Below are 23,259 nucleotides of genomic sequence, written 5' to 3' on the forward strand. Positions count from 1 at the left end.
GGGATAAAGTGGGGTTCTTAGCGCGCGAACGTCAGGTCGCGCCTCCCGGATGGAACCGCTGGCTCGTTCCGCCCGCAGCTCTGGCGATTCATCTCTCCATTGGTCAGGCGTACGCCTGGAGCGTCTTCAAGACGCCCCTGGAGAAATCGCTTGGCATCACGGGAACGCAGTCCGCACTCCCGTTCCAGCTCGGCATCGTGATGCTCGGCCTTTCCGCGGCCGTGCTCGGCACGACGGTGGAGCGCAGGGGTCCCCGCTGGGCGATGCTGATGTCCACGATCGCCTTCTGCTCCGGTCTGCTGATCTCGGCGCTCGGCGTGTGGGCCGGCCAGTACTGGGTCGTCGTCCTCGGCTACGGCCTCGTCGGCGGCATCGGTCTGGGCATCGGCTACATCTCGCCGGTCTCGACGCTGATCAAGTGGTTCCCCGACCGGCCGGGCATGGCGACCGGCATCGCGATCATGGGCTTCGGCGGCGGCGCGCTCATCGCGTCACCGTGGTCGACCTCGATGCTCTCGGCGTTCGGCTCCACCACGTCGGGCATCGGCCAGGCCTTCCTGGTGCACGGCATCGCCTACGCGGTCTTCATGAGCCTCGGCGTGCTGCTGATCCGCCTGCCCTCTCGTGAGTTCACGGCGGAGAAGGAGGCGTTGCTGAAGGCCAAGCCCAACAAGGTCACCGTCACCCACAACGTCTCGGCCAACAACGCGATCAAGACGCCGCAGTTCTGGCTGCTGTGGGTCGTGCTGTGCTTCAACGTCACCGCGGGCATCGGGATCCTGGAGAAGGCCGCCCCGATGCTGGTCGACTTCTTCAAGGAGTCCTCGACGCCGGTCGCCGCGACCGCCGCCACCGGTTTCGTCGCGCTGCTCTCCGCCGCGAACATGGCGGGCCGGTTCGTCTGGTCGTCCACTTCGGACGTCGTGGGCCGCAAGAACATCTACCGCCTCTACCTCGGCGTCGGCGCGCTGCTCTACCTGGTGCTGCTGACCGTCGGCTCGACCAGCACCCCGCTGTTCGTGATCGCGGCGATGGTGATCCTGTCGTTCTACGGCGCGGGTTTCGCGACCGTTCCGGCGTACCTGCGCGACCTGTTCGGCACCTACCAGGTCGGCGCGATCCACGGCCGCCTGCTGACCGCGTGGTCGGTGGCGGGCGTGCTCGGGCCGCTGATCGTCAACGCCATCGCGGACGCGGGCAAGAAGGCCGGGCACACCGGTCCCGACTTGTACGCCACGTCGTTCTACATCATGATCGCGCTGCTGGTCGTCGGCTTCGTCGCGAACGAGCTGATCAAGCCGGTCGACCCGAAGTTCCACGAGCCGAAGACGGCCGACGAGACCGGTGAGCCCACCTCCCAGGCGGACGACGAGAACACGGTCGCCAAGTGGAACGAGGCCGAGGCGGCGGACGTCGCAGAGTCGGCTGAGAAGGACGACGCGGAAGGCGTGGTGAAGAAGTGAGCTCCCAGCAACGTTTGTTGCTCATCGGTGCGTGGCTGTGGGTGGGTCTCCCGCTCGCCTACGGCCTCTACCGGCTCTTCCTGAACGCGGCCAAGCTCTTCGTCTGATGTTCAAGTCGCTCGCCAACTGGCGCAACTGGCGCCTGCCGGTCAAGCTCGCCGCGGTGCTGATCGTTCCGGTCACCATCGCGGTGGGCGCCGGCGTCGTGCTCATCAACTCCCAGATCGAGCGCGCCGAGTCCTACGCGGAACTGCAACGGCTCGTGAAGGTCCGCGCGGCTCTCATCCCCGTGATCGAGGGCGTGCAGGCGGAACGGCGGATCGTCGCCGAGGGCGTCGGCCCGGAGCTCCTCTCCGAGCAGAGCAAGCGCACCGACGACGCCCGCGTGGTGCTGCGCGACCAGATCGGCAAGTCCTCGCTCAGCGAGGTCGTGACCGCCCGCATCTACGACGTCCAGAACCGCATCGGCGACCTGACGGTGTTGCGCGACCGCAGCAGCAACGACATCCCCGCGGTGATCAAGATCTACACCGAGCTCACCGACTCGCTGCTCGACGTCGACGAGGTGATGGCCAGCGAGTTCGGCGACGCCGCCCTGCTGCGCACCGCGATGGGCCTGCACCACGTGGTGCACGTCCGCGACCAGGTGCTCTACCAGCAGGCCGTCGTGCTGTCAGGGCTCGCCCGGGGCCAGCTCACCAACGCCGAGGTCCGCGCGCTGGTCGAGTCGAACGTCAAGCTCGGTTACATCGCGGACGAGTTCGCGGCCCTCGCGACACCCGACCAGATGAAGGTCTACGGCAAGAACTTCAGCGGCCCGGACACCGAGGCCCAGCGCACGATGCTGGCCGCCGCCGTGCTGCACCCGACCTCGGACGCCGCGGCCACGGGCACCGGCGCGAACAGGCCGAAGCCGCCGTTGCCGATCGCGGCCGCGGACTGGACCAGGGCGACGGACGCCGTCGTCACGTCGATGGGCACCGTGGTGACGGGCCTGCAGGACGACCTGCGCTCCACCGCCGACCGCCTGCGCGACGAGTCGAGCGACGCCGCCGGTGCCGCGTCCGCGATCCTGTTCGCGAGCCTCGTCCTGGCCGCCACCATCGGGTTCGTCGTCGGCCGCTACCTGCTGCGGTCGCTCAACGCCCTGCGCCGCTCCGCGCTCGACGTGGCGCGCACCAAGCTCCCCGAGATGGTCGCGACCGGTCGCGGCAGCACGGAGATCGAGCCGGTCCCGGTCGACACGACCGAGGAGTTCGGCCAGGTGGCGCGCGCGTTCGACACGGTGCACCAGCAGGCCGTGAAGTCGGTCATCGAGCAGGCCACCATGCGCGCGAACATGCGCAACATCTTCGTGAACCTCTCGCGCCGCAGCCAGAGCCTGGTCGAACGCCAGCTCAAGCTGATGGAGGAGCTCGAGAAGTACGAGGAGGACCCGGACCAGCTCGCGAACCTCTTCAAGCTCGACCACCTCGCCACCCGCATGCGCCGCAACAACGAGAACCTGATGGTGCTCTCCGGCGGCGACGTGGCCAGGCGGTTCCACAAGCCGATCCCGCTCACCGACGTGCTGCGCGCGGCGGCCGCGGAGATCGAGCAGTACCAGCGGGTGATGGTGCACACGGCGCCCAACGCCGAGGTCGTCGGGTACGTGGCGAGCGACCTGGTCCGCCTGCTGGCCGAGCTCCTCGACAACGCGACGGCGTTCTCGCCGCCGCACACCCAGGTCTCGATCAGCGCGTCCATCGAGGCGGGGGGCATCGTCCAGATCGACGTGGCCGACACCGGCATCGGCATCGACCCCGAGTCGCTCACGGCCGTGAACGCGCGCCTGGAGGCCGCGGGCGAGGGTGTGGACGTCCAGGTGTTCCGCGAAATGGGGCTCTTCGTCGTCGGCAGGCTCGCCGCGCGCCACCAGATCGTGGTACGTCTGGATGCGAAACAAGGCAAGGGGACTCGCGCGATCGTGTTGGTTCCGGCCGAACTGGCACCAACGCGGGAAGAGTCCTGGGAGTCTTTCCGAGGGGAGGCGATCGAACGGCAGCAGGCATCGTGGTTCCAGCAGACGACGCAGGCCGCCGCCACGCAGCCTCCCCCCGCACCCGCACGCCAGACGCCGGAGTCGGCCAGAGGTTTCCTCAACGCCTTCCAGCGCGGTGTGCAACGCGGCCTTCCCGAAAACCAGGAGAGTCGATGAGCACGCAGGTGGACCAGTTCGGCTGGCTGGTCACCAACTTCGCCGAACGCACGCCCGGCATCGAGCACGCCGTGGTGATCTCGGCGGACGGTCTGGTGTTGATCTCGTCATCGAAGCTGCCGGCGCACGTCGCGCCGCAGTTCGCGGCGATCGTGGCCGGCGTGGTCTCCCTCGCCGACTCGGCGTCGCAGTGCTTCGCCGGTGAGGCGGTCGTCCGCACGGTCGTGCAGATGGACCGCGGTGTGATGCTGCTGTCCTCGATCAGCGACGGCTCCGTCCTCGCTGTGCTGGCGTCGGCCTCGGCCGACGTCGCCCAGATCGCCTACGAGATGACCGTCGTCGTGCGGCAGGTGGGCCAGCTGCTCACGCCGGAGCTGCGGGCTGAGCTCCTGTGAGCCGGGAGCAGGACGATCAGGTCAACTTCGGTGACCTGATGAGCGGGTTCAGCTTCGACAGCGACCGGATCCGCAAGCGCGGCAAGAAGAAGGCCCAGCGCGCACCGGAACCGCCGCCGGAGCCGGACCCGTACGCGACCCTGCCCTACGACGAGGTCCCGCCGCTGCCCTCGGTGGAGTCGGGGTACGACTCGTCGTCGATCGTGCGCGCCTACGCGTGGACGGGCGGCCGCACCACGTCCGACGTGCACCTGGAGATCGAGACCCTGGTGTCGGTGAACGAGTTCTCGGCCACGGCCGTGCGCCCGGAGCACCAGGACGTGCTGGCCCTGTGCCTGCAGCCGCGCTCGGTGGCGGAGATCGCCGCCCTGCGCGGCCTGCCGCTGGGCGTCACCAAGGTGCTGCTCGGCGACATGGCGGGCCACGGGCTGATCGACGTGCACCGCACTGCGTCGTCCTACGGCGGCGACAGGCCGGACGGGATGCTGCTCGAACGCGTGCTGGCGGGCCTGCGCCGGCTCTGATCTCTGCGCTACGGTCGAGTCGAGACGACTGGGGGTAGCCGTGGAGTTCCAAGACGTGGTCCGTCGCCGGCGGATGGTGCGCAAGTTCACCGACGAGCCGGTCAGCGACGAGAGCGTCCAGCGGATCATGCGCAACGCCGTGCGCGGTCCGTCGGCGGGGTTCTCGCAGGGGCAGGGGTTCCTCGTGCTGCAGGGCGAGCAGCTGCAGCGGCTGCGCGAGATGTTCGAGTGGTGGGCCGGGGAGGATCCGAAGACGGCGCCCGTCGTCGTCATCCCGTTCGCCGCCAAGTCCGTCTACCTCGAGCGCTACTCCCAGCCGGACAAGGCCTGGACCTCGCTCGGCGACGAGGACCGCTGGCCGGTGCCGTACTGGGACATCGACACGGGCATGGCCGCGCTGCTGATCCTGCAGACCGCCGTCGACGAGGGCCTGGGGGCCGTCTTCTTCGGCACGGACGAGGAGACGTGGCCGGAGCTGCGCGCGGCCTTCGGCGTGCCGGACGCGTACGTGCCGATCGGCATGATCGCGATCGGGCACCCGGCGGAGGAGGGCATCTCCGAGGGCGCCTCGCCGCTGCGGCGCAAGCGCAAGGCGTTCGACGAGGTCGTGCACTGGGGTCAGTGGACGTGAGGTCGTTCGGCCTGCTCGGGCCGTTGGAGGTGGTGCTCGACGGGCGCCACGTCCACGTCCCGCCGGGCAAGCGCCGCGTGGTGCTCGCCGCGCTGCTGCTGCGGCCCGGCCAGGTCGTTCCGGTCGACGAGCTGGTCGAGCTGGCCGGCGGCACCCGCAACGCGCTGCAGACCGCGGTCGGCCGCCTGCGCGAGGTGCTGCCGTCGTTGGTGCTGACCAGGCCCGGCGGCTACGTGCTGGACGTGCGGCCCGACGAGGTCGACGTCCACCGGTTCGACCTGCTGGGGCCGCGGGAGGCCCTGGCGTTGTGGCGCGGGCGCCCGTTCGCCGACATCGGCAGCGACACCTTGGAACGCGACCACGTGCCCGCGCTGACCGAGAAGTACCTGGCGACCCTGGAAGCGCGGATCGAGACCGATCTCCGCGACGGCGCGCACGAGCGGCTGGTCCCCGAACTGCGGTCGCTCACCCGGCAGCACCCGGTCCGCGAACGGCTGTGGGCCCAGCTCGTCGTGGCCCTGCACCGCTGCGACCGGCAGACCGAGGCGTTGCGGGCGTACGACGACATCCGCGGTCGGCTCGCCGGCGAACTCGGCCTCGACCCCGGCAAGGACCTGCAGGAGGCCCACCGGCAGGTGCTCACGGCCGACAACAGACCCCGTGCCCGCAACGACCTCCCCGGCGACATCGCCGACTTCGCGGGCCGCGCCGGGGACCTGGACGAGATCCTCGCCGCCGTGCCGTCCGGGTGCGTCGCGATCACCGCGATCGACGGCATGGCGGGCATCGGCAAGACCACGCTGGCCGTCCGCGCGGCCCACCGCTTGGCCTCCCGCTTCCCGGACGCACAGCTCTTCGTCGACCTGCACTCCTACACCGCGGGGGTGGAGCCCCGCACCCCGTCCGACGCGCTGCTGGCGTTGCTGACCGCGTTGGGCGTGCCCGCGCAGAGCATCCCGGACGGCCTGGACGCGCGGGCCGCCCGCTGGCGCGCGGAAATGGCCCACCGCAAGGCACTCGTGGTCCTCGACAACGCGGGCAGCGCCGCCCAGGTCCGCCCGCTGCTGCCCGGCACGGGCCTGGTGCTCGTCACCAGCAGGCGCAGGCTCGTGGACCTGGACGCCGCCCGCACGATCTCGTTGGACGTGCTGTCCGAAGAGGACTCGCTGAACCTGCTCGCGAGCATCGCCCGCAGGACCGGCGAGGACTGCCGCGAGATCGTCCGCCTCTGCGGATACCTGCCGCTGGCCGTCCGGATCGTCGGCGCCCGCTGGCGCACCCGCCCGGCGTGGTCCGCGAAGGACCTGGTCCGCCGCCTCACCGAGCACCGGCTGACCGAGCTGACCGCCGGCGAACGCAGCGTCGCGGGCGCGTTCTCGTTGTCGTACCAGCAACTCCCCGCCGACCAGCAGCGCCTGTTCCGGTTGCTGGGCCTGCACACGGGGGAGGACTGGGACGCGTACCTGGCGGCGGCGGTGATCGGCACGACCCGCGTGGAGGCCGAGCGGCTGCTGGACGACCTGCTGGACGCGCACCTGGTGCAGCAGAAGGAGAACGGCCGCTACCGGTTCCACGACCTGCTGGCCGACCACGCGAAGGTCTGCGTGGAGCCCGCGGAGAGGACCGAGGCGATCACCCGGATCCTCGACTTCTACCTGCGCGGCGTGGAGAACTCCGCCCGCAGGATCGCCCCCGGCCGGCCGAGGTTCGACTCCGCGGTCACCCGCGACCTCGTCGATCCACCGGTGTTCGCCACACCGGTGGAGGCGATCGTGTGGCAGGAGGCGGAACGGCGCAACCTCAAGGCTGCCGTCTACCTGGCAGCCTACGAAGGGCACTACCGGCACGCTTGGCAGTTGCCGAGCAACTTCGCGCCCTACCTGTGGTTGCACGGATCGGGGAGGGAACGCGTCGAGGTGCTGAGCGTCGCGCTCGCGGCCGCGCACGCGCTCGGTGACCTGAAGGCCCGGGCGGAGGCGTTGCGCGGCTTGGGTTCCGCGTACATGGACGACGGCAACCCGAAAGCAGAGGAACACCTGCGCGAGGCGCTCGTCATCCTGCGGCAGATCGGTGATCTGCGTGGCGAGGCGTCAGCGCTGGGGTTTCTCGGCATGATTGCGCGCGAACGACGCGACTACGACAAGTCGATGGAGTACTTCCAACAGGGGCTCGCGCTCATGCGCAAGGCCGGCGCGCCCACCGGAATCGCCCTCGCGTTGCACAACATCGGCATCAGCCACGCGGAACAGGGGCGCAACGAGCAGGCCCTCGCGCACATGTGGGAAGCGGCCGCGCTGGTGGAGGCTCACGGCGACGTCCGCGAGCTCGCGGTGACCATGAACAACATCGCCCACGCGCACTTCGACGCCTTCCAGGACGAGGAGTGCCTGTCCTGCATGGAGCGGTCGCTCGCGGGCTTCCGGGAGTGCGGTGACCGCCGCGGTGAGGCGCTCGCCCTGGCCGACTTCGCCCGCTGGCGCTACGAGATGGGTCACCTCACCGCCGCGGGCGCACTGGCGCGCGACGTCGCGAGGCTGTGCCGGGAGTACACGAACCTGCCCGACGACGAAGCGGTGCTGGCGGCGATGAGGGAGGTCCGCGACCACGTCGGGCAGATGACGCTGTTGATGTCGTTGTCGCTCGACGCCCTGACGAGCGGCCGCCCGGCCGAGTCGATCCGCTACCTGAAGCGGTTCGAGGGGCTCGAGAAGGTGCGCCGCTGGTGGAGCGACGAACGCGTGTTCCAGCAGTTCGCCGCCGCGCACCTGGAGCTCGGCGACCGGGAGGCGGCCGTCCGCTACGCGGAGCAGGCGGTGGAGGCCGCGGAGCGCGGCCACCAGCCCCGAACCCTCGCCTTCGTCCGCGAGACGCTCGCTAGAGCGAAAGCCCCAGCACCACCACGGTGATCACGGCCGCCGCCAGCAACGCGAACGCCGCCCACTGGGCCACCCTGTCCCTCGTCCTGCGCATCTCCTGCTCCCCTCGGTGGTGACGCCACCGAGGGTGGGCGAGCCCGTCCCCACGCCGTCCCCACCGCCATCACGCCCATTCACGAGAATGAGAGCGGCGTGTTTTGATCAACGCGGTGTGAGGTACTCGTGAGCTATTGCTCCAACGGAGTGCTTGGCTCGCTCGTAAGATTCCGTTAGGGTCGCATTCGCGGGCAATTGGCGGGGCGGGACGCGTTATCAAAAATCGCCCGAAAATTGATCAGAAATTAGCCACTTGTTCGATTGAAACCATCTCGCTGCTCCGTCCGGGTGGTGCCGTCCACGGCAGGACCAGCCGACGCTCACCCAGCGGGACGGCGGTGACGGAGACGTGTGCGTGCAGTGGTGCGTGGTCGGCCAAAAGGGGCTTGCGAGTCGTGAGAATCGGACCAGTCTTGTCTAATGGCATCGCCGGGATCCGTCCGGCGGACAGTGGCCTCGACACGGGGGTGGAACGCACCATGGGTGGTGTCCCGACGTTTCCCCACGGCAGACCGCTGACGTGGGCGGACCTGGAGGCGATGCCTGATGACGGGCACCGTTTCGAACTCGTCGACGGGGTGCTGGTCATGAGCCCCTCACCCCGCCCCGTGCACCAGCGCGTCGTCGCCCGGCTGCTGGTGGCGCTGACCGCTGCCTGCCCTCCGGAGCTGGAGGTCCTCCCGGCTCCGGTGGACGTCGTGCTCGCCGACGACACGGTCTTCATCCCCGACCTGGTGGTGGGCCGGCGCGAGCAGTTCTCGAGGCAGGCGCTCATCGGGCCGCCGGTGCTGGCGGTCGAGGTCCTGTCGCCCCGCACGCGGCACGTGGACCTCGAACTCAAGCGGGCGAAGTTCCAGGAAGTCGGGTGCGAGAACTACTGGATGATCGATTACGACGCTCCGTGGTTGCGGTGCCTGCACCTCGAAAACGGCGTCTACGTCGAACAGGCGCGGTCCGACGGTGAGGAGATCATCGAGCTCCAATTCCCGTTCGCGGTGAAGTTGAGCGCCCAGTCGCTCGTGCGCTGAGTACGCGCCGAACAGATCCGGTTGGGCTGAACGGGCGACACCCGTCCACGCACGTGTGGATCATGGTTTCACCATCTGGCGTTCTCGTGCGCCGGGCTGTTGCGTGGGAAGCGCCCAGCCCGACGCGCGGAGGTCCAACGCACATGCAGCCGTTCCAGCTGCCGGAGTTCTACACGCCCCACCCGGCCCGGCTGAACCCGAACCTCGAACGCGCCCGCGTCCACACGCGCGCCTGGGCGCACGAGATGGACATGATCGACGTGCCGCAGCACGGAACGGTCATCTGGACCGGCGAGGACCTGGAGTCGCACGACTACGCGTTGCTCTGCGCGTACACGCACCCCGACTGCGACGGTGAGGCGCTCGACCTCATCACCGACTGGTACGTCTGGGTCTTCTACTTCGACGACCACTTCGTCGAGCTCTACAAGCGCGACCCGGACGTCAAGGGCGCGCAGGCGTACCTGGACCGGCTGCCGTTGTTCATGCCGGTCAACGGCGCCATCACCGCCACGCCGGAGAACCCGGTCGAGAAGGGCCTCGCGGACCTCTGGCGCCGCACGGCCGGAAACCACTCGCTCGACTGGCGCGAACGCTTCGCCGCCAACACGAAGCACCTGCTCGACGAGTCGATGTGGGAACTGCTCAACATCAGCTCCGGCAGGCTGTCCAACCCCATCGAGTACATCGAGATGCGGCGCAAGGTCGGTGGCGCGCCGTGGAGCGCGAACCTGGTCGAGCACGCCGTCGGCCTCGAGGTGCCCGCGCGCATCGCGTCGTCGCGGCCCATCGGGGTCCTCAGGGACACGTTCAGCGACGCCGTGCACCTGCGCAACGACCTGTTCTCCTACGAACGCGAGGTGCTGGACGAGGGCGAGCTCTCCAACGGCGTGCTGGTGTTCGAGAAGTTCCTCGACCTGCCGACCCAGCAGGCAGCCGAGGCCGTCAACGACCTGCTGACCTCGCGGCTGCACCAGTTCGAGCACACCGCGCTCACCGAGGTGCCGATCCTGCTCGACGAGCACGCGATCGACCCCATCGGACGCGCGGCCGTCCTCGGTTACGTGAAGGGCCTGCAGGACTGGCAGGCGGGCGGCCACGAGTGGCACCTGCGGTCGTCGCGGTACATGAACAAGGCCCCGAAACCGCAGCTCGGCGTCCTCGGCTCGTACGCCAAGACCATGCCGCAGCGGATCAGGCAGTTCTCCAGCACGCCGAAGGTCGTCGAGCCGTACGCCCTGCCGGAGTTCCGGACGCCGTTCACGCTGACCCTGAGCCCTCACCTCGACCAGGCCAGGGGCGACGTCGTCGCGTGGGCCGTCGAGAACGGCATGACGAGCGAGGGCATCTGGGACGAGCAGAAGGTGCGCGGGTTCGACTTCCCGCTGTGCTCGGCGGGCATCGACCCCGACGCGACGGAACAGGAGCTGTTCCTGTCCGGCTGCTGGCTCACCTGGGGCACCTACGCCGACGACGCCTACCCGCTGTGGTTCGGCACGACCCGCAACCTGCTCGGGCTGAAGACGCAGACGGCCCGCCTCAAGTCCTGCATGCCCCTCGACCTCGTGCAGACCCTGGTTCCGGCCAACGCCATGGAACTCTCGCTGGCGAACCTGTGGCAGCGGACCGCGGCGCCCATGACGCCCGCGTTCCGCGCCACGTTCCGGGAGACCATCGACGCGATGCTCGACGCGTGGGTGTGGGAAGTGGTCAACATGCACTTCAACCGCATCCCCGATCCCGTCGACTACGTGGAGATGCGGCGCAGCACCTTCGGTTCCGAGCTGACGACGTCGCTCTCGCGCTTCTCGCACTCCGCGACCGTTCCGGCGCAGCTGTGGGGAACGCGGGTCGTGCAGACCATGGAGCGGTCGGCCATGGACTACTGCACGATGCTCAACGACGTCTTCTCGTACCGCAAGGAGATCCAGCACGAGGGCGAGGTCCACAACATGGTCCGCGTGGTGGAGAACTTCCTCGGCGTTTCCCAGTCACGCGCCTTCGAGATCACCTACGCGTTGATGGACGCCCGGCTCGGCCAGTTCGTGAAGTCCGTCGGCACCGACCTGCCGAAGATGTTCGAGGACCTCTCCCTGGACGCCGGCGCGCGGGCCGGCCTGACCCGGTACGCGGACGAGCTGAAGGACTGGATCGTCGGGATCGTGCACTGGCACGAGGAGACCGACCGCTACGACGAGGCCGGGGCGGTCCCGGCGTTCCAGCAGGGGCCCTCGGGCCTCGGCACGTCGGCGTACCGGCTGAAAGCCGGGATCTAGAGCCGCTGTCAGGCGCTGACCGCCGATGGTCAGCGGACGGTCAGCGCCGGACGGCACCTTGTGGGCATCACCGACTCACAGGGGGAACCACCGTGAAGAACGTCCTGATCTCCGGCGCCAGCATCGGCGGACCCGCGCTCGCGTACTGGCTGCGGCACCACGGTTTCAGCGTCACGGTGGTCGAGCGCCATCGCGGCATGCGGCCCGGTGGCCAGGCCATCGACGTGCGCGGTCCGGCGCTGGAGGTCGTCGAACGCATGGGCCTCGGCGACCAGTTGCGGTCGTCCAGCACCAACATGCGCGGCATGAACGTGGTCGACGCCGACGGCAACGAGCTGTTCCGCTCCACCACGCACACCCTGAGCGGCGGCGACCTGGCGAGTCCCGACGTCGAGCTGCTGCGCGACGACCTCGCCCGGATGCTCTTCGACGCGGTGGACGGCGTGGAGTACCTGTTCGACGACACGATCACCTCGATCGACGGCACCCGCGTCACGTTCGAGAAGGCCGCCCCGCGCGACTTCGACGTGGTCGTCGGCGCGGACGGCCTGCACTCCAACGTCCGCAGGCTCGTCTTCGGGCCCGAGGCGGACTTCATCACGCACCTCGGCATGAACCTCGCCGTCTTCACCGCGCCGAACTTCCTCGGACTCGACCACTGGCAGACGTTCCAGCAGGGCGAGGTCGTCGGCGGTGGCATCATGAGCGCCCGGTCGAACGCGGAATGCCGTGTCTACATGGGTTTCTACGGCGAGGTGGACTTCGACCACCGCGACGTGGACGCGCAACGCCGTCTGCTGGCCGAGAAGTTCGAGGGTGCCGGGTGGGCGTGGCCGACCGCGTTGAAGCACATGTGGGAGGCGCCGGACTTCCACTTCGACTCGATGAGCCAGATCCGGATGGACTCCTGGTCGCGCGGCAACGTCGTGCTGCTCGGCGACGCCGGGTACTGCGGTTCGCCGTTGTCCGGGCAGGGCACCAGCATGGCGCTCGTCGGCGCGTACGTGCTCGCCGGTGAGCTCGCCAAGGACCCGGTGAACGCCTTCCAGCGCTACGAGGAGGTCCTGCGGCCGTACGTGCTCGCGAACCAGGAGATCGCGCTGAGGAACCAGGCCAACGGCGGCGCGCCCACCGACGATTTCGCCGAGGTCGTGAACAGCCTCAGTCTTCCCGGCTACTGAACAGTTCCCGGACCGCGGCGGTGAGGTCGTCCTGGGGGAGCACGGTGCCGGTGAAGCGGGTGACCGCCGTGATCCCCTTGGCCTCCTTGTGCCGCCACACGCCGAAATCGAGCCCGTCGAGGGCGGCGACGACCTCCGGGTCGTCGCCGAAGTCGGTGTCCTCCCACGGTTCGGCCGAGAACAGGACGCCGCCGCCCCGCGCGAACGACAGGCACCTGTCGCTGTTGACGTTCCAGAAGTGGCTGGCCGCTTTTCCGCCGCGGGAGAGACGTTCCAGCACCTCACCGCGAGTACCGACGTAGTTGTCGAGCTCCAGCACGACCACGCCACCGTCGATCTCGACGGCGATCGCGTTCTCCTCGAAGGCGCCCACCACGTCGTCGACGCCGAGACCGGTGACGACGGTGACGGTCGCCGCCACCCCGAGCAGGGCCGGCAACCACCGCAGTGAGGCCTCGGGGGAGAGGGTCACCGGGGGCTCCGGCTCGCCGCGCAGGCGGTGGCCGACCCGGTCGGTCTTCTTGTGCACCAGCGGTTCCGCGTGCGGGGCGGGCCAGATCAGCAGGTGGTGGCTCTCGTCGTCGTCCCCGTCGCGGCCGTGCGCGTGGACCCGCACGCGGAACTCACCCGGCCAGGGCGGCATCCCGCTGTGACCGAGCCGGGCGTCGCCCTTCACGGCGGTGAAGCTCGCCTCGGCGACCTCGTCCCACTGCGCGATCTCCGGCTCTCCCGGCTCGTCGAGCGTCACGCGCACCGACACCGCCACGGAGCCCTGCGCGAGTCCGGTGCGCACGGCGAAACCGGTGTCGATCGCCGTGACGACCCCTGTCGTCGTGAAGTCGGTGCCGGGGAGGCTCGCTTCCTCCGCGAACACGAACTCGTGGTCGAACACCGGCACCGTCGTGTTCCAGGACGAGCCCTGGTACTCGGCCCGCCGCTTCTCCAGCACCGCCTGCGCGTACGCGAGCGGCAAGGGGACGTCCGGCAGGAGCTCGACGGTCGCGCCCAGTGCGATCCCGACGACCGCGGCCGGATCAGCCGCGGTGGGCGTGCCGAGCGCGTTGAGCACCGCCCTCGACACCACCACGGCCACCGCCAGGTGCGCGGCTCCGCGCCGGGCGGCGATACCCGCCTCGTCACCCGTGACACCGCTCTGGTCCGGCGACAGCGCGCGCACCTGCTCCACGATCAGATCGACGGCTCCGGGGTGCACCGCGTTCACCATGGTCATCGGGGTCGCCATCGCGCTCTGGCCGTTCATCGACACCAGCACGAAGCCGCTGCCGTCCGGCAACGGCCGCAACCCCGCGACGAGGCCGGCGGGCGCGGTGAGGTCCAGCCGGGCCACGGCCAGCTCCAGCGCGCCCAGCAGCCGTTCCGCCACCAGGCCGGGGAACAGCTGCAACGCCTTCTGCGCGACCGATCCGGCGTAGAAGTCGTCGGGCCTCCTGCGCGCGGTGTGCCGGCCCAGCTCCGCCGCCGGTCCAGCCGGGATCAGGGCCTCGATCGACGGAGCCGCGCCGGTGATCAGCTTCTCGAATTCCCCCACGTCCCCGATTGTGCCGATCAATGGTCCAGCTCACAGCCATTTGACTCGAATTGATCCCTCCCGCACGATCCTGGGTTGACAACAGCATCCGCACGCCGCGGGGGAAGCCGGTGCAACTCCGGCACTGACCCGCAACGGTGATAGTCCGACTGCCCGTGGCGTGCGGTAGCTCCACCAACCCGTCGAGGACAGCGGGCAGGGAGGCGTAGTGATCAGGAGATCCGCGTTGGTCGCCGTGATGGCGACCGCGCTGGTGGCGACACCGCAGGCACAGGCAGCGGAGCCGCCGTCGGCGGGAACGTGGCTGGCCGGCCAGTTCGCCGGCGGCGACCACCTGGTGCAGGGCCCCGACCTGCCCGATCCGGGTCTGACCGCGGACGGCGTCTACGCGCTGGCCGCCGCGGGGGTCGGCAAGTCGACGGCCACGAAGGCCGCCGCCTGGCTCGCCCGGCCCGAGCAGCTGGAGTTCCTCGTCGGTGACGGCGAGACCGAGTCGTACGTCGGTGGCCTGGTGAAGCTCGCGCTCGTCGCGCAGACGCTCGGCACCGACCCGCACGCGTTCGCGGGCGTCGACCTGCTGGAGCGGCTCGCGCCGTTGCAGGACGCGTCGGGCCGCTACCGCGACGCGTCGGCGGACCCCGCCGCGGAGCAGACCAACGCGTTCACGCAGGCGTTGGCGATCATCGTGCTGAAGCGCGCGGGCCTGCCGTCGGACGAGGCGGTGGCGTACCAGGTCTCCACGCAGTGCCCGGACGGCGGTTTCCCGATCGCGTTCGCGCAGCCGACGTGCAAGTCCGATGTGGACGGAACGGCGATGGTGCTGCAGGCCCTGCTGGCGGTGGGCGAGAAGACCGCCTCGCCGAAGGCCCTGACGTGGCTCGCGGGACAGCAGAAGGCGGACGGCGGGTTCCCGTCGGCCACCGCCGGGTCCAACGCCAACAGCACGGGTCTCGCGATCGGCGCGCTCGTCGCGGGCGGTCGTGCCGCGGACGCGGACGAGGCCGTCGCGTACCTGCGGTCGTTGCAGGTCGGCTGTTCCGGGCCCGAGGCGCAACGCGGTGCCGTTGCCTATGACGCCGCGGGTTATGAGCAATACCCGGCGATCCGCGCCACCGCGCAGGCGATGCTCGGCCTCGCCCGCGTGAGCCTCGCCGACGTGTCGGCGTCGTCCGCGACCGCCGGTGTGCCCGCGATCGACTGCGGCACAACGCCTCCCACCACGACCACGCCACCGTCGCCCTCTCCGTCGCCGTCCCCTTCGCCGGAGCCGCCGGCCTCGTCCGAGCCGCCCGCGCCCGCTCCGGCCGGTCCCGACACCCCGGCCGTTCCGCCGCTCGCCGCCACGGGGCCCGGCCAGGCCGTGCCCTTGACGCTGCTCGGTTCCTCCACGGTGCTCGCGGGCGCCGTTCTCCTGCTCGTCTCCCGTCGCCGGAAGGTAGGTGCGTGATGCGCCGCATGCTCGCTGTCCTCGCGCTGGTCGCGAGCTCGTTCGCCGTCACGTCACCGGCTTCCGCCGCGCCGTGCGAGGGCGTCAAGGTCGTCGTGGACTTCGCCGCGCTGGGCGGAGGCGTCCAGACCGGGTGCGCCGCGGGCGATCCCACCACCGGCCTCACCGCGCTGACCGGCGCCGGCTTCACGTACTCGTTCGTGCCGCGCCAGCCCGGTTTCGTGTGCCGGATCAACCTGCTCCCGAACCCGTGCACCACGCCCACGACCAGCGCGTACTGGTCGTACTGGCACGCGACGCCCGGCGGCTCCTGGACCTACAGCTCCTCGGGCGCCGGCGGCTACAACCCGGCTCCGGGCACCGTCGAGGGCTGGTCGTTCGGCGCGGGCGTCGCCCCGGCGGCCACTCCGTGAGGAGGCTCTTCTTCGCGCTGGCACTGGTGATCGCGTTCGCACCGGTGCCGGCGCGGGCCGCGGGATGCGACGGCGTGACCGTCGTCGTCGACTACCGCGGCCTCGGCGGAGGCGTGCAGCAGGGCTGCGCGCCGGGCAGCCCGGCCTCCGGGACCGCGGCGCTGACGGCGGCCGGCTTCGGCTACACCTACGCGTCGCGGCAGGCCGGTTTCGTCTGCCGCATCAACGGAAGGCCGGGCACGGACGCCGACAAGTGCGTCAACGCCTCACCCGCCACCGCGTACTGGTCGTACTGGCACGCACCGGCAGGCGGCTCGTGGACGTACAGCAACCAGGGCGCGGCGACCTACGTGCCGGCCCGCGGAACCGTGCAGGGATGGGCTTTCGGCGCCGGGGAACAACCCGGCATCGCCCCGCCCGCCGCTCCCGCCCCGCCCGCACCCCAGCAACCACCCGCGCAACCACCGGTTCAGCAGCCTCCGGCACAGCAACCACCTGGGCAGCAGCAACCGCCCGCGGTGACCACGACGACCACCGCACCTGCTTCGTCGACGGCCGCGCCGCCGTCTTCCTCGGAGTCGGCTGCGCCTTCGTCGAGCGGGCCGTCGTCGTCGGCTGCGGGACAGACGTCGGCTCCGGCTGTCGCGGAGAAGTCCCGGCAGGTGCAGGAGAAGTCCGGCACCGGCTGGCTGTGGACGCTGCTGGGGGTGCTGGTGATCGCGGCACTGGTGGTGGCCGGGGTGCTCGTGGCCCGTCGGCGCCGCGCTGCGGAAGAGGAATGAGGCCGCGTTCAGCGCTCGGCAGCATCCGGCGCGTGGTCGCGGGAGCGGTGATCGGGGCGTGAAGCTGCACTCCGGCGCGTGGTGGCTGTGGGCACTCGGCCTCGCCACCGCCGCCAGCCGCACCACCAACCCGTTGCTGCTGGGCCTGGTCCTCGCCGTGGCGGGCGTGGTCGTCGTGACGTGCCGCGCGAACACGCCGTGGGCCGGTACCTACGGCGTGTTCCTCAAGTTCGGGCTGCTGATCATCGGCCTGCGGGTGCTCGTGCACGCGCTGCTGGGCGGCGTCACGGGCCCGACCGTGCTCTTCACCCTGCCGCAGGTCCCGCTCCCGGACTGGGCGCAGGGCATCCGCGTCGGCGGCCCGGTCACGGCGGAGGGCATGGTCTTCGCGCTGTACCAGGGGTTGTTGCTCGCGACGATCCTCAGCTGCGTCGGCGCGGCCAACGCGCTGGCGAACCCCAAGCGCCTGCTCCGGTCGTTGCCGGCCGCGCTGTACGAGGTGAGCGTGGCCGTGGTGGTGGCGCTGACCGTCGCGCCGCAACTGGTCGCGTCCGCGCGGTCGGTGCGCAGGGCCCGGCAGCTCCGCGGGGACACGGCGAAAGGCGCGCGGGCGATCCGCACGATGCTGGTGCCGGTGCTGGAGGACGCGCTCGACCGCTCGCTGGTGCTCGCCGCCTCCATGGACTCGCGCGGGTACGGGCGCACGGCCGGCATCTCGCGCGGGGATCGGGCGCTGACCGGGGCGCTGGTGCTGGCGGGGCTCTTCGGGATCTGCATCGGCACGTACGGGTTGCTCGCGGGCGCCTACACCGGCTGGCCGTTGCTCGTGGCCGGCGGTGTGCTGGCGATCGCGGGCCTCAAGGTCGGGGCTCGCCGCGTGCCGCGCACCCGGTACCGGCCGGACCGGTGGACGCCCAGGGCGATCGGGGTGGCGGTGAGCGGCGTCGCGGGGGCGGTCGTGCTGGTGTTCTCGGCCGATCCGGCACTGTCGCCGTCCACGGTCCCCCTGCAGGCACCGGAACTCCCGCTGGTCCCCGCGCTGGGAGTTCTCCTGGCGCTGGCACCCGTGGTGATCGCGAGGGAAACATGATCAGGTTCGAGGACGTCACCATCACCTACGCCGAGCGGCCCGTGCTCGCGGACCTCTCCGTGGAGATCCCCGAGGGCGAGCTGTGCCTGGTGGTCGGCCGCACCGGCTCCGGCAAGTCCACGTTCCTGCGCGCGATCAACGGCCTGGTCCCGCACTTCAGCGGCGGCACCCTGGCCGGACGCGTGCTGGTGGACGGCCGCGACACCGCGACGCACCCGCCGCGGGAGCTCGCGGACGTCGTCGGGTTCGTCGGCCAGGACCCGGTCGCGGGTTTCGTCGCGGACAACGTCGAGGACGAGCTCGCCTACTCGATGGAGTCCCTCGGCCTGTCCGGCGACGTGATGCGCAAGCGCGTCGAGGAGACCCTGGACCTGCTGGGCCTGGCCGCGCTCCGAAACCGTCCACTCGCGACACTCAGCGGCGGCCAGCAGCAACGGGTCGCGATCGGCGCCGCGCTCACCGCCCACCCGAGGGTCCTCGTCCTCGACGAACCCACCTCCGCACTTGACCCAGGCGCCGCCGAGGACGTTCTCGCTGCCGTGCAACGACTTGTGCACGACCTCGGCATGACGGTCGTGATCGCCGAACACCGCCTCGAACGCGTCGCGCAGTACGCCGACCGCGCTTTCCTCCTGCCGGAAGGGAGGATCGGCGGCGTCGGCGAGATCCTCACGACGGCACCGGTCGCGCCGCCCGTCGTCCGGCTCGCCCAGGTCGCCGGCTGGGAGCCGGTCCCGGTCTCGGTCCGCGACGCACGCCGCCTGGCCGCACCGCTGCGCGCCCGCCTCCCCGAACCGGAGCCCGAGGCCATCGCGAAGACCGAGACCGTCCTCGAAGCACGCGATGTCGTTGTGCGGTATGGAGAAGTTCACGCCGTGCGCGGGGTGTCGATCACCGCGGGCAAGCGCGAGCGGATAGCGCTCATGGGCCGCAACGGTTCCGGCAAGTCGTCGCTGCTCTGGGCGGTGCAGGGCAGCGGGAAACGCACGTCCGGCACCGTCACGGTCAAAGACACCGACCCCAGGACGCTCAAGCCCGCGCAACGCCGACAGACCGTCGCGCTCGTGCCGCAACAGCCTTCCGACCTGCTCTACCTCGAAACGGTCGCGCAGGAGTGCGCCCAGGCCGACACCGAGACCGGCCGGCCCGCCGGAACGTGCCGGACCCTTCTCGACAGCCTCGCCTCCGTGTCGCAGGACGCCCACCCGCGCGACCTGTCGGAGGGCCAGCGGCTCGCGCTGGTGCTCGCGGTGATGCTGACCGGCGCCCCGGAGGTCCTGCTGCTCGACGAACCGACGCGCGGCCTCGACTACCCGGCCAAGGAAGCGCTCGCCGAAGTCCTGAAGAACCTGCCCACCACCACGGTCCTCGCCACGCACGATGTCGAGTTCGTCGCCGAGTACGCCACCCGCGTGATCGTGATGGCCGAGGGCGAGGTCGTCGCGGACGGTCCGGCGCGCGAGGTCGTGACGTCGTCACCTATCTTCGCGCCGCAGGTCAGCAAGGTCCTCGGGCCGTGGCTGACGGTCGCGGACGTCGAGGCGGCCCTGTGATCGCGATCAGGAGGCGCTCGGCGGCCGCGCTGGTCGTCTCGGGGGCGATCGGGCTGGCCGCGTTCACCTGGCCGCTGTTCGTCGCGCCGTCGAGCGACATCGCGCGCGGCGGCGACGCGCCCTGGACGTTCGCGTTGTTGCTGCCGCTGGTGCTCGCGGTCGTGCTGGCCGAGCTGAGCGACAAGGGCATGGACTCCAAGGCGATCGCGATGCTCGGCGTGCTGTCCGCGCTGGGCGCCGCGATCCGGCCGCTCGGACCGGGCACCGCGGGCATCGAGACGGTCTTCTTCCTGATGGTGCTCGGCGGGCGCGTGTTCGGGCCGGGGTTCGGGTTCGTGCTCGGCAACACCACGCTGTTCGCCTCGGCGCTGCTGACCGGCGGGGTCGGGCCGTGGCTGCCGTTCCAGATGCTCGGCGCGGCCTGGGTGGCCCTGGGCGCCGGGCTCCTGCCGCAGTGGCGCGGCAAGGCCGAGATCGCGCTGCTGGCGTTCTACGGCGTCGTGAGCTCGCTCGTCTACGGCTTCCTGCTCAACCTGTCGTTCTGGCCGTTCGCGGTCGGCGAGGGCACGTCCGTCAGCTTCGACCCGGACTCCTCACCGGGCACGAACCTGGTGCGGCTGGCAGCCTTCACGCTGGCCACGTCGCTCGGCTGGGACCTCATGCGGGCCGTCACGACCGCCGTTCTCGTCGCGGTGACGGCGCCCGTGCTGCTCCGGACGCTGCGCAGAGCCGCCCGGAAGGCTGCTTTCCAGCCTGTCTCGAACAAAGAATTGGCCCAGACCATTGACGGCAAAAGGGATGTTTGAGCACGCTGGAGGCAGGGTCGCCGCCCCCGACTCGTGAGGAGGAGTCGTGAGAACTCGTGTTCTCGCCGCGGTCATCGCTGTCACCGCAGCGCTGTCCGTGAGCGCGCAGTCGCAAGCCGCGGAACCACTGCAGAGCCTGGTGCCGGTTCCGGTGTCGGTGCAGGCCAGAAGTGGTGTCACGCACACGCTGACGACCGCCACGAAGATCTACACAGCCCCTGCCGCGCGGGACGTCGGCACCTTCCTCGCCGGGGTGCTGCGCCCCTCGACCGGCTACGCGTTCCCGGTCTCCGACACGTCCGGGACCCCGTCGGACGGCATCTCGCTGCTGCTCTCGGGCGCACCGGGCTCGGTGGGCCAGCAGGGCTACCAGCTCGACGTCGCGGCGAACTCGATCGTCCTGCGCGCGAACACCTCGGAAGGCCTGTTCGCGGGCGTGCAGACGCTGCGGCAGCTGTTGCCGGCCAAGGTGGAGAGCACGACCGCGCAGGCCGGGCCGTGGACCGTGCCGGGTGCCCTGGTCGTCGACCACCCGCGTTTCGCCCACCGCGGCGCGATGCTCGACGTGGCCCGCCACTTCCACCCGGTGCAGACGGTCAAGCGCTACATCGACCAGCTCGCGCTGTACAAGATCAACTACTTCCACCTGCACCTCAGTGACGACCAGGGCTGGCGGATCGTCATCGACAGCTGGCCGCGCCTGGCCACGTACGGCGGCAGCACGCAGGTCGGCGGCGGACCCGGTGGCTACTACACCAAGGCGCAGTACAGCGAGATCGTGCAGTACGCGGCCTCGCGCAAGATCACGGTGATCCCCGAGATCGACCTGCCCGGCCACACCAACGCCGCCCTGGCGTCCTACGCGGAGCTCAACTGCAACGGCCAGGCCCCGGCGCTGCGCACGGACATCGAGGTCGGCTACTCCTCGTTGTGCGTGGGCAAGGAGCTCACCTACCAGTTCGTGGACGACGTGATCCGCGAGATCGCGGCGCTCACGCCCGGCCCGTACTTCCACATCGGCGGCGACGAGGCGCACTCGACGCCCGACGCGGACTACCAGACGTTCATGGACCGCACGCTGCCGATCGTGAAGAAGTACGGCAAGACGGCGCTGGGCTGGCACGAGTTCGTGAAGACCACGACCGACACCGCCACCATCCCGCAGTACTGGGGCACCTCGACGTCCAATGCCGTGGTGCAGGCTGCGGCCGCGCGCGGCAACAAGGTCATCATGTCGCCCGCGAACAAGGCGTACCTGGACATGAAGTACAACTCCAGCACGCCGCTCGGCCTGTCGTGGGCGGGCCTGATCGAGGTCCAGACCGCCTACGACTGGAACCCCGGCACGCACCTGAGCGGTGTTCCGGAGTCCGCGGTGCACGGCGTCGAGGCCCCGCTGTGGAGCGAGACGATCGTGACGGGGCAGGACATCGAGTTCATGGCGTTCCCGAGGCTCGGCGCCATCGCCGAACTGGCCTGGTCGCCGTGGTCGACGCACAATTGGGACCAGTTCAAGGTGCGCCTGGGCAACCAGGGCCCGCGCTGGACGACCATGGGCATCAACTTCTACAAGTCCACGCAGGTCCCGTGGGACACCGGCGGCGGGCCGGGCCCCGGTCCGTGCACGCAGCCCGCGTGGGAGCGCGACAAGGTCTACACGGGCGGCAACGTCGTGTCGCACAACGGCAAGAAGTGGACCGCGGGGTGGTGGACGCGGGGCGAGGAGCCCGGCACCACCGGCCAGTGGGGCGTCTGGCGCGACGGAGGCGTTTGCTGAGGCCTCCGGGGTACTCGCTCGACCATGACTGATCCTGAAGTGGCCGAGGAGTTCGCCGAAGAGGCCGGTGTCGACCCGACTCCCCAGGAGGTCGACGAGTACCGCGAGATGACGCAGCCGGGGGAGTGGCGCGCCGACGAGAAGATGGGGCCGGGCGGTGCGCCCGCACCGCAGGACGGGGACGACCCGACCGGCGGCTCCGGGGCGTGATGTCTGATTCATCCGGTGCGGGCGAATATCGTTCGCCCGCACCGGGTACCAGTGTGTCGTGGATGCCCGAGTTGCCGTATTTGCCCCGTCCCCCCAACTGACCGTGACCGTCGAGGACCTCGATGGCGAGCCGGACGTGCACCTGCACGCCGGCGGCCAGGGTTTCTGGCAGTCCAGGATGATCGCCGCCCTCGGTGTCGAGGCCGTCGTCTGCGCGACGTTCGGCGGCGAGACAGGCCGTGTGCTGCGCACCCTGTTAGAAGGCGAGAACGTCGACTTGCGCGCACGTGAAGTGGCCGCGCGCAACGGTTCCTACGTGCATGACCGCCGTGACGGCAGCAGGTCCGAGATGGTCGAGATGCTCCCGGACGCGTTGTCCCGCCACGAGCTCGACGACGTGTACGAGCTGGCGCTGGTCGAAGGGATCCGCGCGGGCACGGCGGTGCTGAGCGGACCGTCCGACGACCGCGTGCTGCCCCACGAGACGTACTACCGCCTCACCTCCGACCTGACCAGCAACGGCTGCCGCGTGATCGTCGACCTGGCGCACGACCGGCTCGCCGAAGCGGTGCGCGGTGGCCCGCACGTCGTGAAGGTGTCGCACGAGGAACTGGGCGAGGAGGAGCTGCCCAAGCTCATCCAGAAGGCCCGGGAGATCGCCGATTCGTGCGTGCACGGAGTGGTGGTGTCGCGTGCCGACGAACCGGCGCTGGCGCTGCTCGAGGACGAGCTGTACCTCGTGAAGATGCCGAAGCTGGAGCCCGTCGACACGCGGGGCGCCGGCGACTCGATGACCGCGGGGATTTCAGCGGGCCTCGCGCTGGGTATGTCGTTGACGGACGCGGTGAAGCTCGGCGCGGCCGCCGGCGCGGTGAACGTGACGCGCCACGGCCTGGGCAGCGGCAGCGGAGAGGCCGTGCGCGAGCTGAGCAAACGCGTGGAACTGGAGCCGATCGAGGAATGAG

The 23,259-nt window shown here is 70.4% G+C and carries 20 protein-coding genes and 1 riboswitch; of the genes, 19 read left to right on the forward strand and 1 reads right to left on the reverse strand.

All coding sequences use genetic code 11. The annotated features are described in order from the left end of the window. Positions 1-8: 8 nt before the first annotated feature. From IE307_RS25310 to IE307_RS25350, 10 genes are all read left to right on the forward strand, one after another. The gene (locus tag IE307_RS25310) at positions 9-1,463 is read left to right on the forward strand and encodes an OFA family MFS transporter (protein ID WP_191301847.1); all 1,455 of its coding nucleotides are present in this window, start codon (positions 9-11) and stop codon (positions 1,461-1,463) included. After that, entirely contained in the window at positions 1,460-1,570 is a 111-nt protein-coding gene (locus IE307_RS47740) for an MFS transporter small subunit (RefSeq protein WP_433203837.1), read from the forward strand. The genes IE307_RS25310 and IE307_RS47740 overlap by 4 nt, the downstream gene beginning before the upstream one ends. Continuing rightward, complete coding sequence (locus IE307_RS25315; protein WP_191301849.1) at positions 1,570-3,660, forward strand: sensor histidine kinase; 2,091 nt, start codon at positions 1,570-1,572, stop codon at positions 3,658-3,660. Before IE307_RS47740 ends, IE307_RS25315 begins: the two co-directional genes overlap by 1 nt. Beyond that, the gene (locus IE307_RS25320; protein WP_191301851.1) at positions 3,657-4,055 is read left to right on the forward strand and encodes a roadblock/LC7 domain-containing protein; all 399 of its coding nucleotides are present in this window, start codon (positions 3,657-3,659) and stop codon (positions 4,053-4,055) included. The genes IE307_RS25315 and IE307_RS25320 overlap by 4 nt, the downstream gene beginning before the upstream one ends. Continuing rightward, positions 4,052-4,579: a DUF742 domain-containing protein gene (locus IE307_RS25325; protein WP_229905049.1), complete on the forward strand. Its 528-nt coding sequence runs from the start codon at positions 4,052-4,054 to the stop codon at positions 4,577-4,579. Before IE307_RS25320 ends, IE307_RS25325 begins: the two co-directional genes overlap by 4 nt. A gap of 40 nt (positions 4,580-4,619) precedes the next feature. Then, entirely contained in the window at positions 4,620-5,210 is a 591-nt protein-coding gene (locus IE307_RS25330; protein ID WP_191301853.1) for a nitroreductase family protein, read from the forward strand. Further along, on the forward strand, positions 5,201-8,116 hold the full coding sequence (locus IE307_RS25335) for an AfsR/SARP family transcriptional regulator (RefSeq protein ID WP_191301855.1): 2,916 nt from the start codon (positions 5,201-5,203) through the stop codon (positions 8,114-8,116). The genes IE307_RS25330 and IE307_RS25335 overlap by 10 nt, the downstream gene beginning before the upstream one ends. A gap of 545 nt (positions 8,117-8,661) precedes the next feature. Then, positions 8,662-9,210 carry a Uma2 family endonuclease gene (locus IE307_RS25340; protein WP_191301857.1) on the forward strand — a complete coding sequence of 183 codons (549 nt, stop codon included), beginning with the start codon at positions 8,662-8,664 and terminating at the stop codon, positions 9,208-9,210. A gap of 143 nt (positions 9,211-9,353) precedes the next feature. Next, positions 9,354-11,486 (forward strand): terpene synthase family protein, encoded by a 2,133-nt coding sequence (locus tag IE307_RS25345; protein ID WP_191301859.1) that lies wholly within the window; start codon positions 9,354-9,356, stop codon positions 11,484-11,486. 92 nt (positions 11,487-11,578) lie between these two features. Further along, positions 11,579-12,667 (forward strand): FAD-dependent monooxygenase, encoded by a 1,089-nt coding sequence (locus IE307_RS25350; protein ID WP_191301861.1) that lies wholly within the window; start codon positions 11,579-11,581, stop codon positions 12,665-12,667. Here IE307_RS25350 and IE307_RS25355 read toward each other — a convergent pair. Further along, positions 12,648-14,216 carry a DUF6461 domain-containing protein gene (locus tag IE307_RS25355; protein WP_191301863.1) on the reverse strand — a complete coding sequence of 523 codons (1,569 nt, stop codon included), beginning with the start codon at positions 14,214-14,216 and terminating at the stop codon, positions 12,648-12,650. The two genes, IE307_RS25350 and IE307_RS25355, sit on opposite strands and share 20 nt — an antisense overlap. A gap of 91 nt (positions 14,217-14,307) precedes the next feature. Then, positions 14,308-14,379: riboswitch (adenosylcobalamin-variant (AdoCbl-variant) riboswitch) on the forward strand. A 45-nt stretch (positions 14,380-14,424) separates the two neighbouring features. Here IE307_RS25355 and IE307_RS25360 point away from each other — a divergent pair. The 9 genes from IE307_RS25360 (at position 14,425) to IE307_RS25400 (ending at position 23,258) form a co-directional block, all read left to right on the forward strand. Then, positions 14,425-15,663 (forward strand): prenyltransferase/squalene oxidase repeat-containing protein, encoded by a 1,239-nt coding sequence (locus IE307_RS25360; RefSeq protein WP_191301865.1) that lies wholly within the window; start codon positions 14,425-14,427, stop codon positions 15,661-15,663. A gap of 8 nt (positions 15,664-15,671) precedes the next feature. Further along, on the forward strand, positions 15,672-16,076 hold the full coding sequence (locus IE307_RS25365; RefSeq protein ID WP_229905050.1) for an SCO2322-related protein: 405 nt from the start codon (positions 15,672-15,674) through the stop codon (positions 16,074-16,076). Continuing rightward, complete coding sequence (locus IE307_RS25370; RefSeq protein WP_191301869.1) at positions 16,073-16,858, forward strand: hypothetical protein; 786 nt, start codon at positions 16,073-16,075, stop codon at positions 16,856-16,858. Before IE307_RS25365 ends, IE307_RS25370 begins: the two co-directional genes overlap by 4 nt. Positions 16,859-16,916: 58 nt before the next feature. Continuing rightward, positions 16,917-17,948, forward strand: a complete 1,032-nt coding sequence (locus IE307_RS25375) for a CbiQ family ECF transporter T component (RefSeq protein WP_229905051.1) — start codon at positions 16,917-16,919, stop codon at positions 17,946-17,948. Then, positions 17,945-19,501, forward strand: coding sequence for an ABC transporter ATP-binding protein (locus IE307_RS25380; protein WP_191301871.1), 1,557 nt, complete (start codon positions 17,945-17,947; stop codon positions 19,499-19,501). The genes IE307_RS25375 and IE307_RS25380 overlap by 4 nt, the downstream gene beginning before the upstream one ends. Further along, entirely contained in the window at positions 19,498-20,307 is an 810-nt protein-coding gene (locus IE307_RS25385; RefSeq protein WP_191301873.1) for an ECF transporter S component, read from the forward strand. The genes IE307_RS25380 and IE307_RS25385 overlap by 4 nt, the downstream gene beginning before the upstream one ends. A 46-nt stretch (positions 20,308-20,353) precedes the next feature. Further along, positions 20,354-22,084, forward strand: coding sequence for a beta-N-acetylhexosaminidase (locus IE307_RS25390; RefSeq protein ID WP_191301875.1), 1,731 nt, complete (start codon positions 20,354-20,356; stop codon positions 22,082-22,084). A gap of 24 nt (positions 22,085-22,108) precedes the next feature. Continuing rightward, the gene (locus IE307_RS25395; protein WP_191302200.1) at positions 22,109-22,294 is read left to right on the forward strand and encodes a hypothetical protein; all 186 of its coding nucleotides are present in this window, start codon (positions 22,109-22,111) and stop codon (positions 22,292-22,294) included. A gap of 103 nt (positions 22,295-22,397) precedes the next feature. Then, the gene (locus IE307_RS25400; RefSeq protein WP_229905052.1) at positions 22,398-23,258 is read left to right on the forward strand and encodes a 1-phosphofructokinase family hexose kinase; all 861 of its coding nucleotides are present in this window, start codon (positions 22,398-22,400) and stop codon (positions 23,256-23,258) included. Position 23,259 lies beyond the last annotated feature (1 nt).

Origin of the sequence: Lentzea cavernae, from assembly GCF_014653695.1 — a bacterium.
GTDB classification, from domain to species: domain Bacteria; phylum Actinomycetota; class Actinomycetes; order Mycobacteriales; family Pseudonocardiaceae; genus Lentzea; species Lentzea cavernae.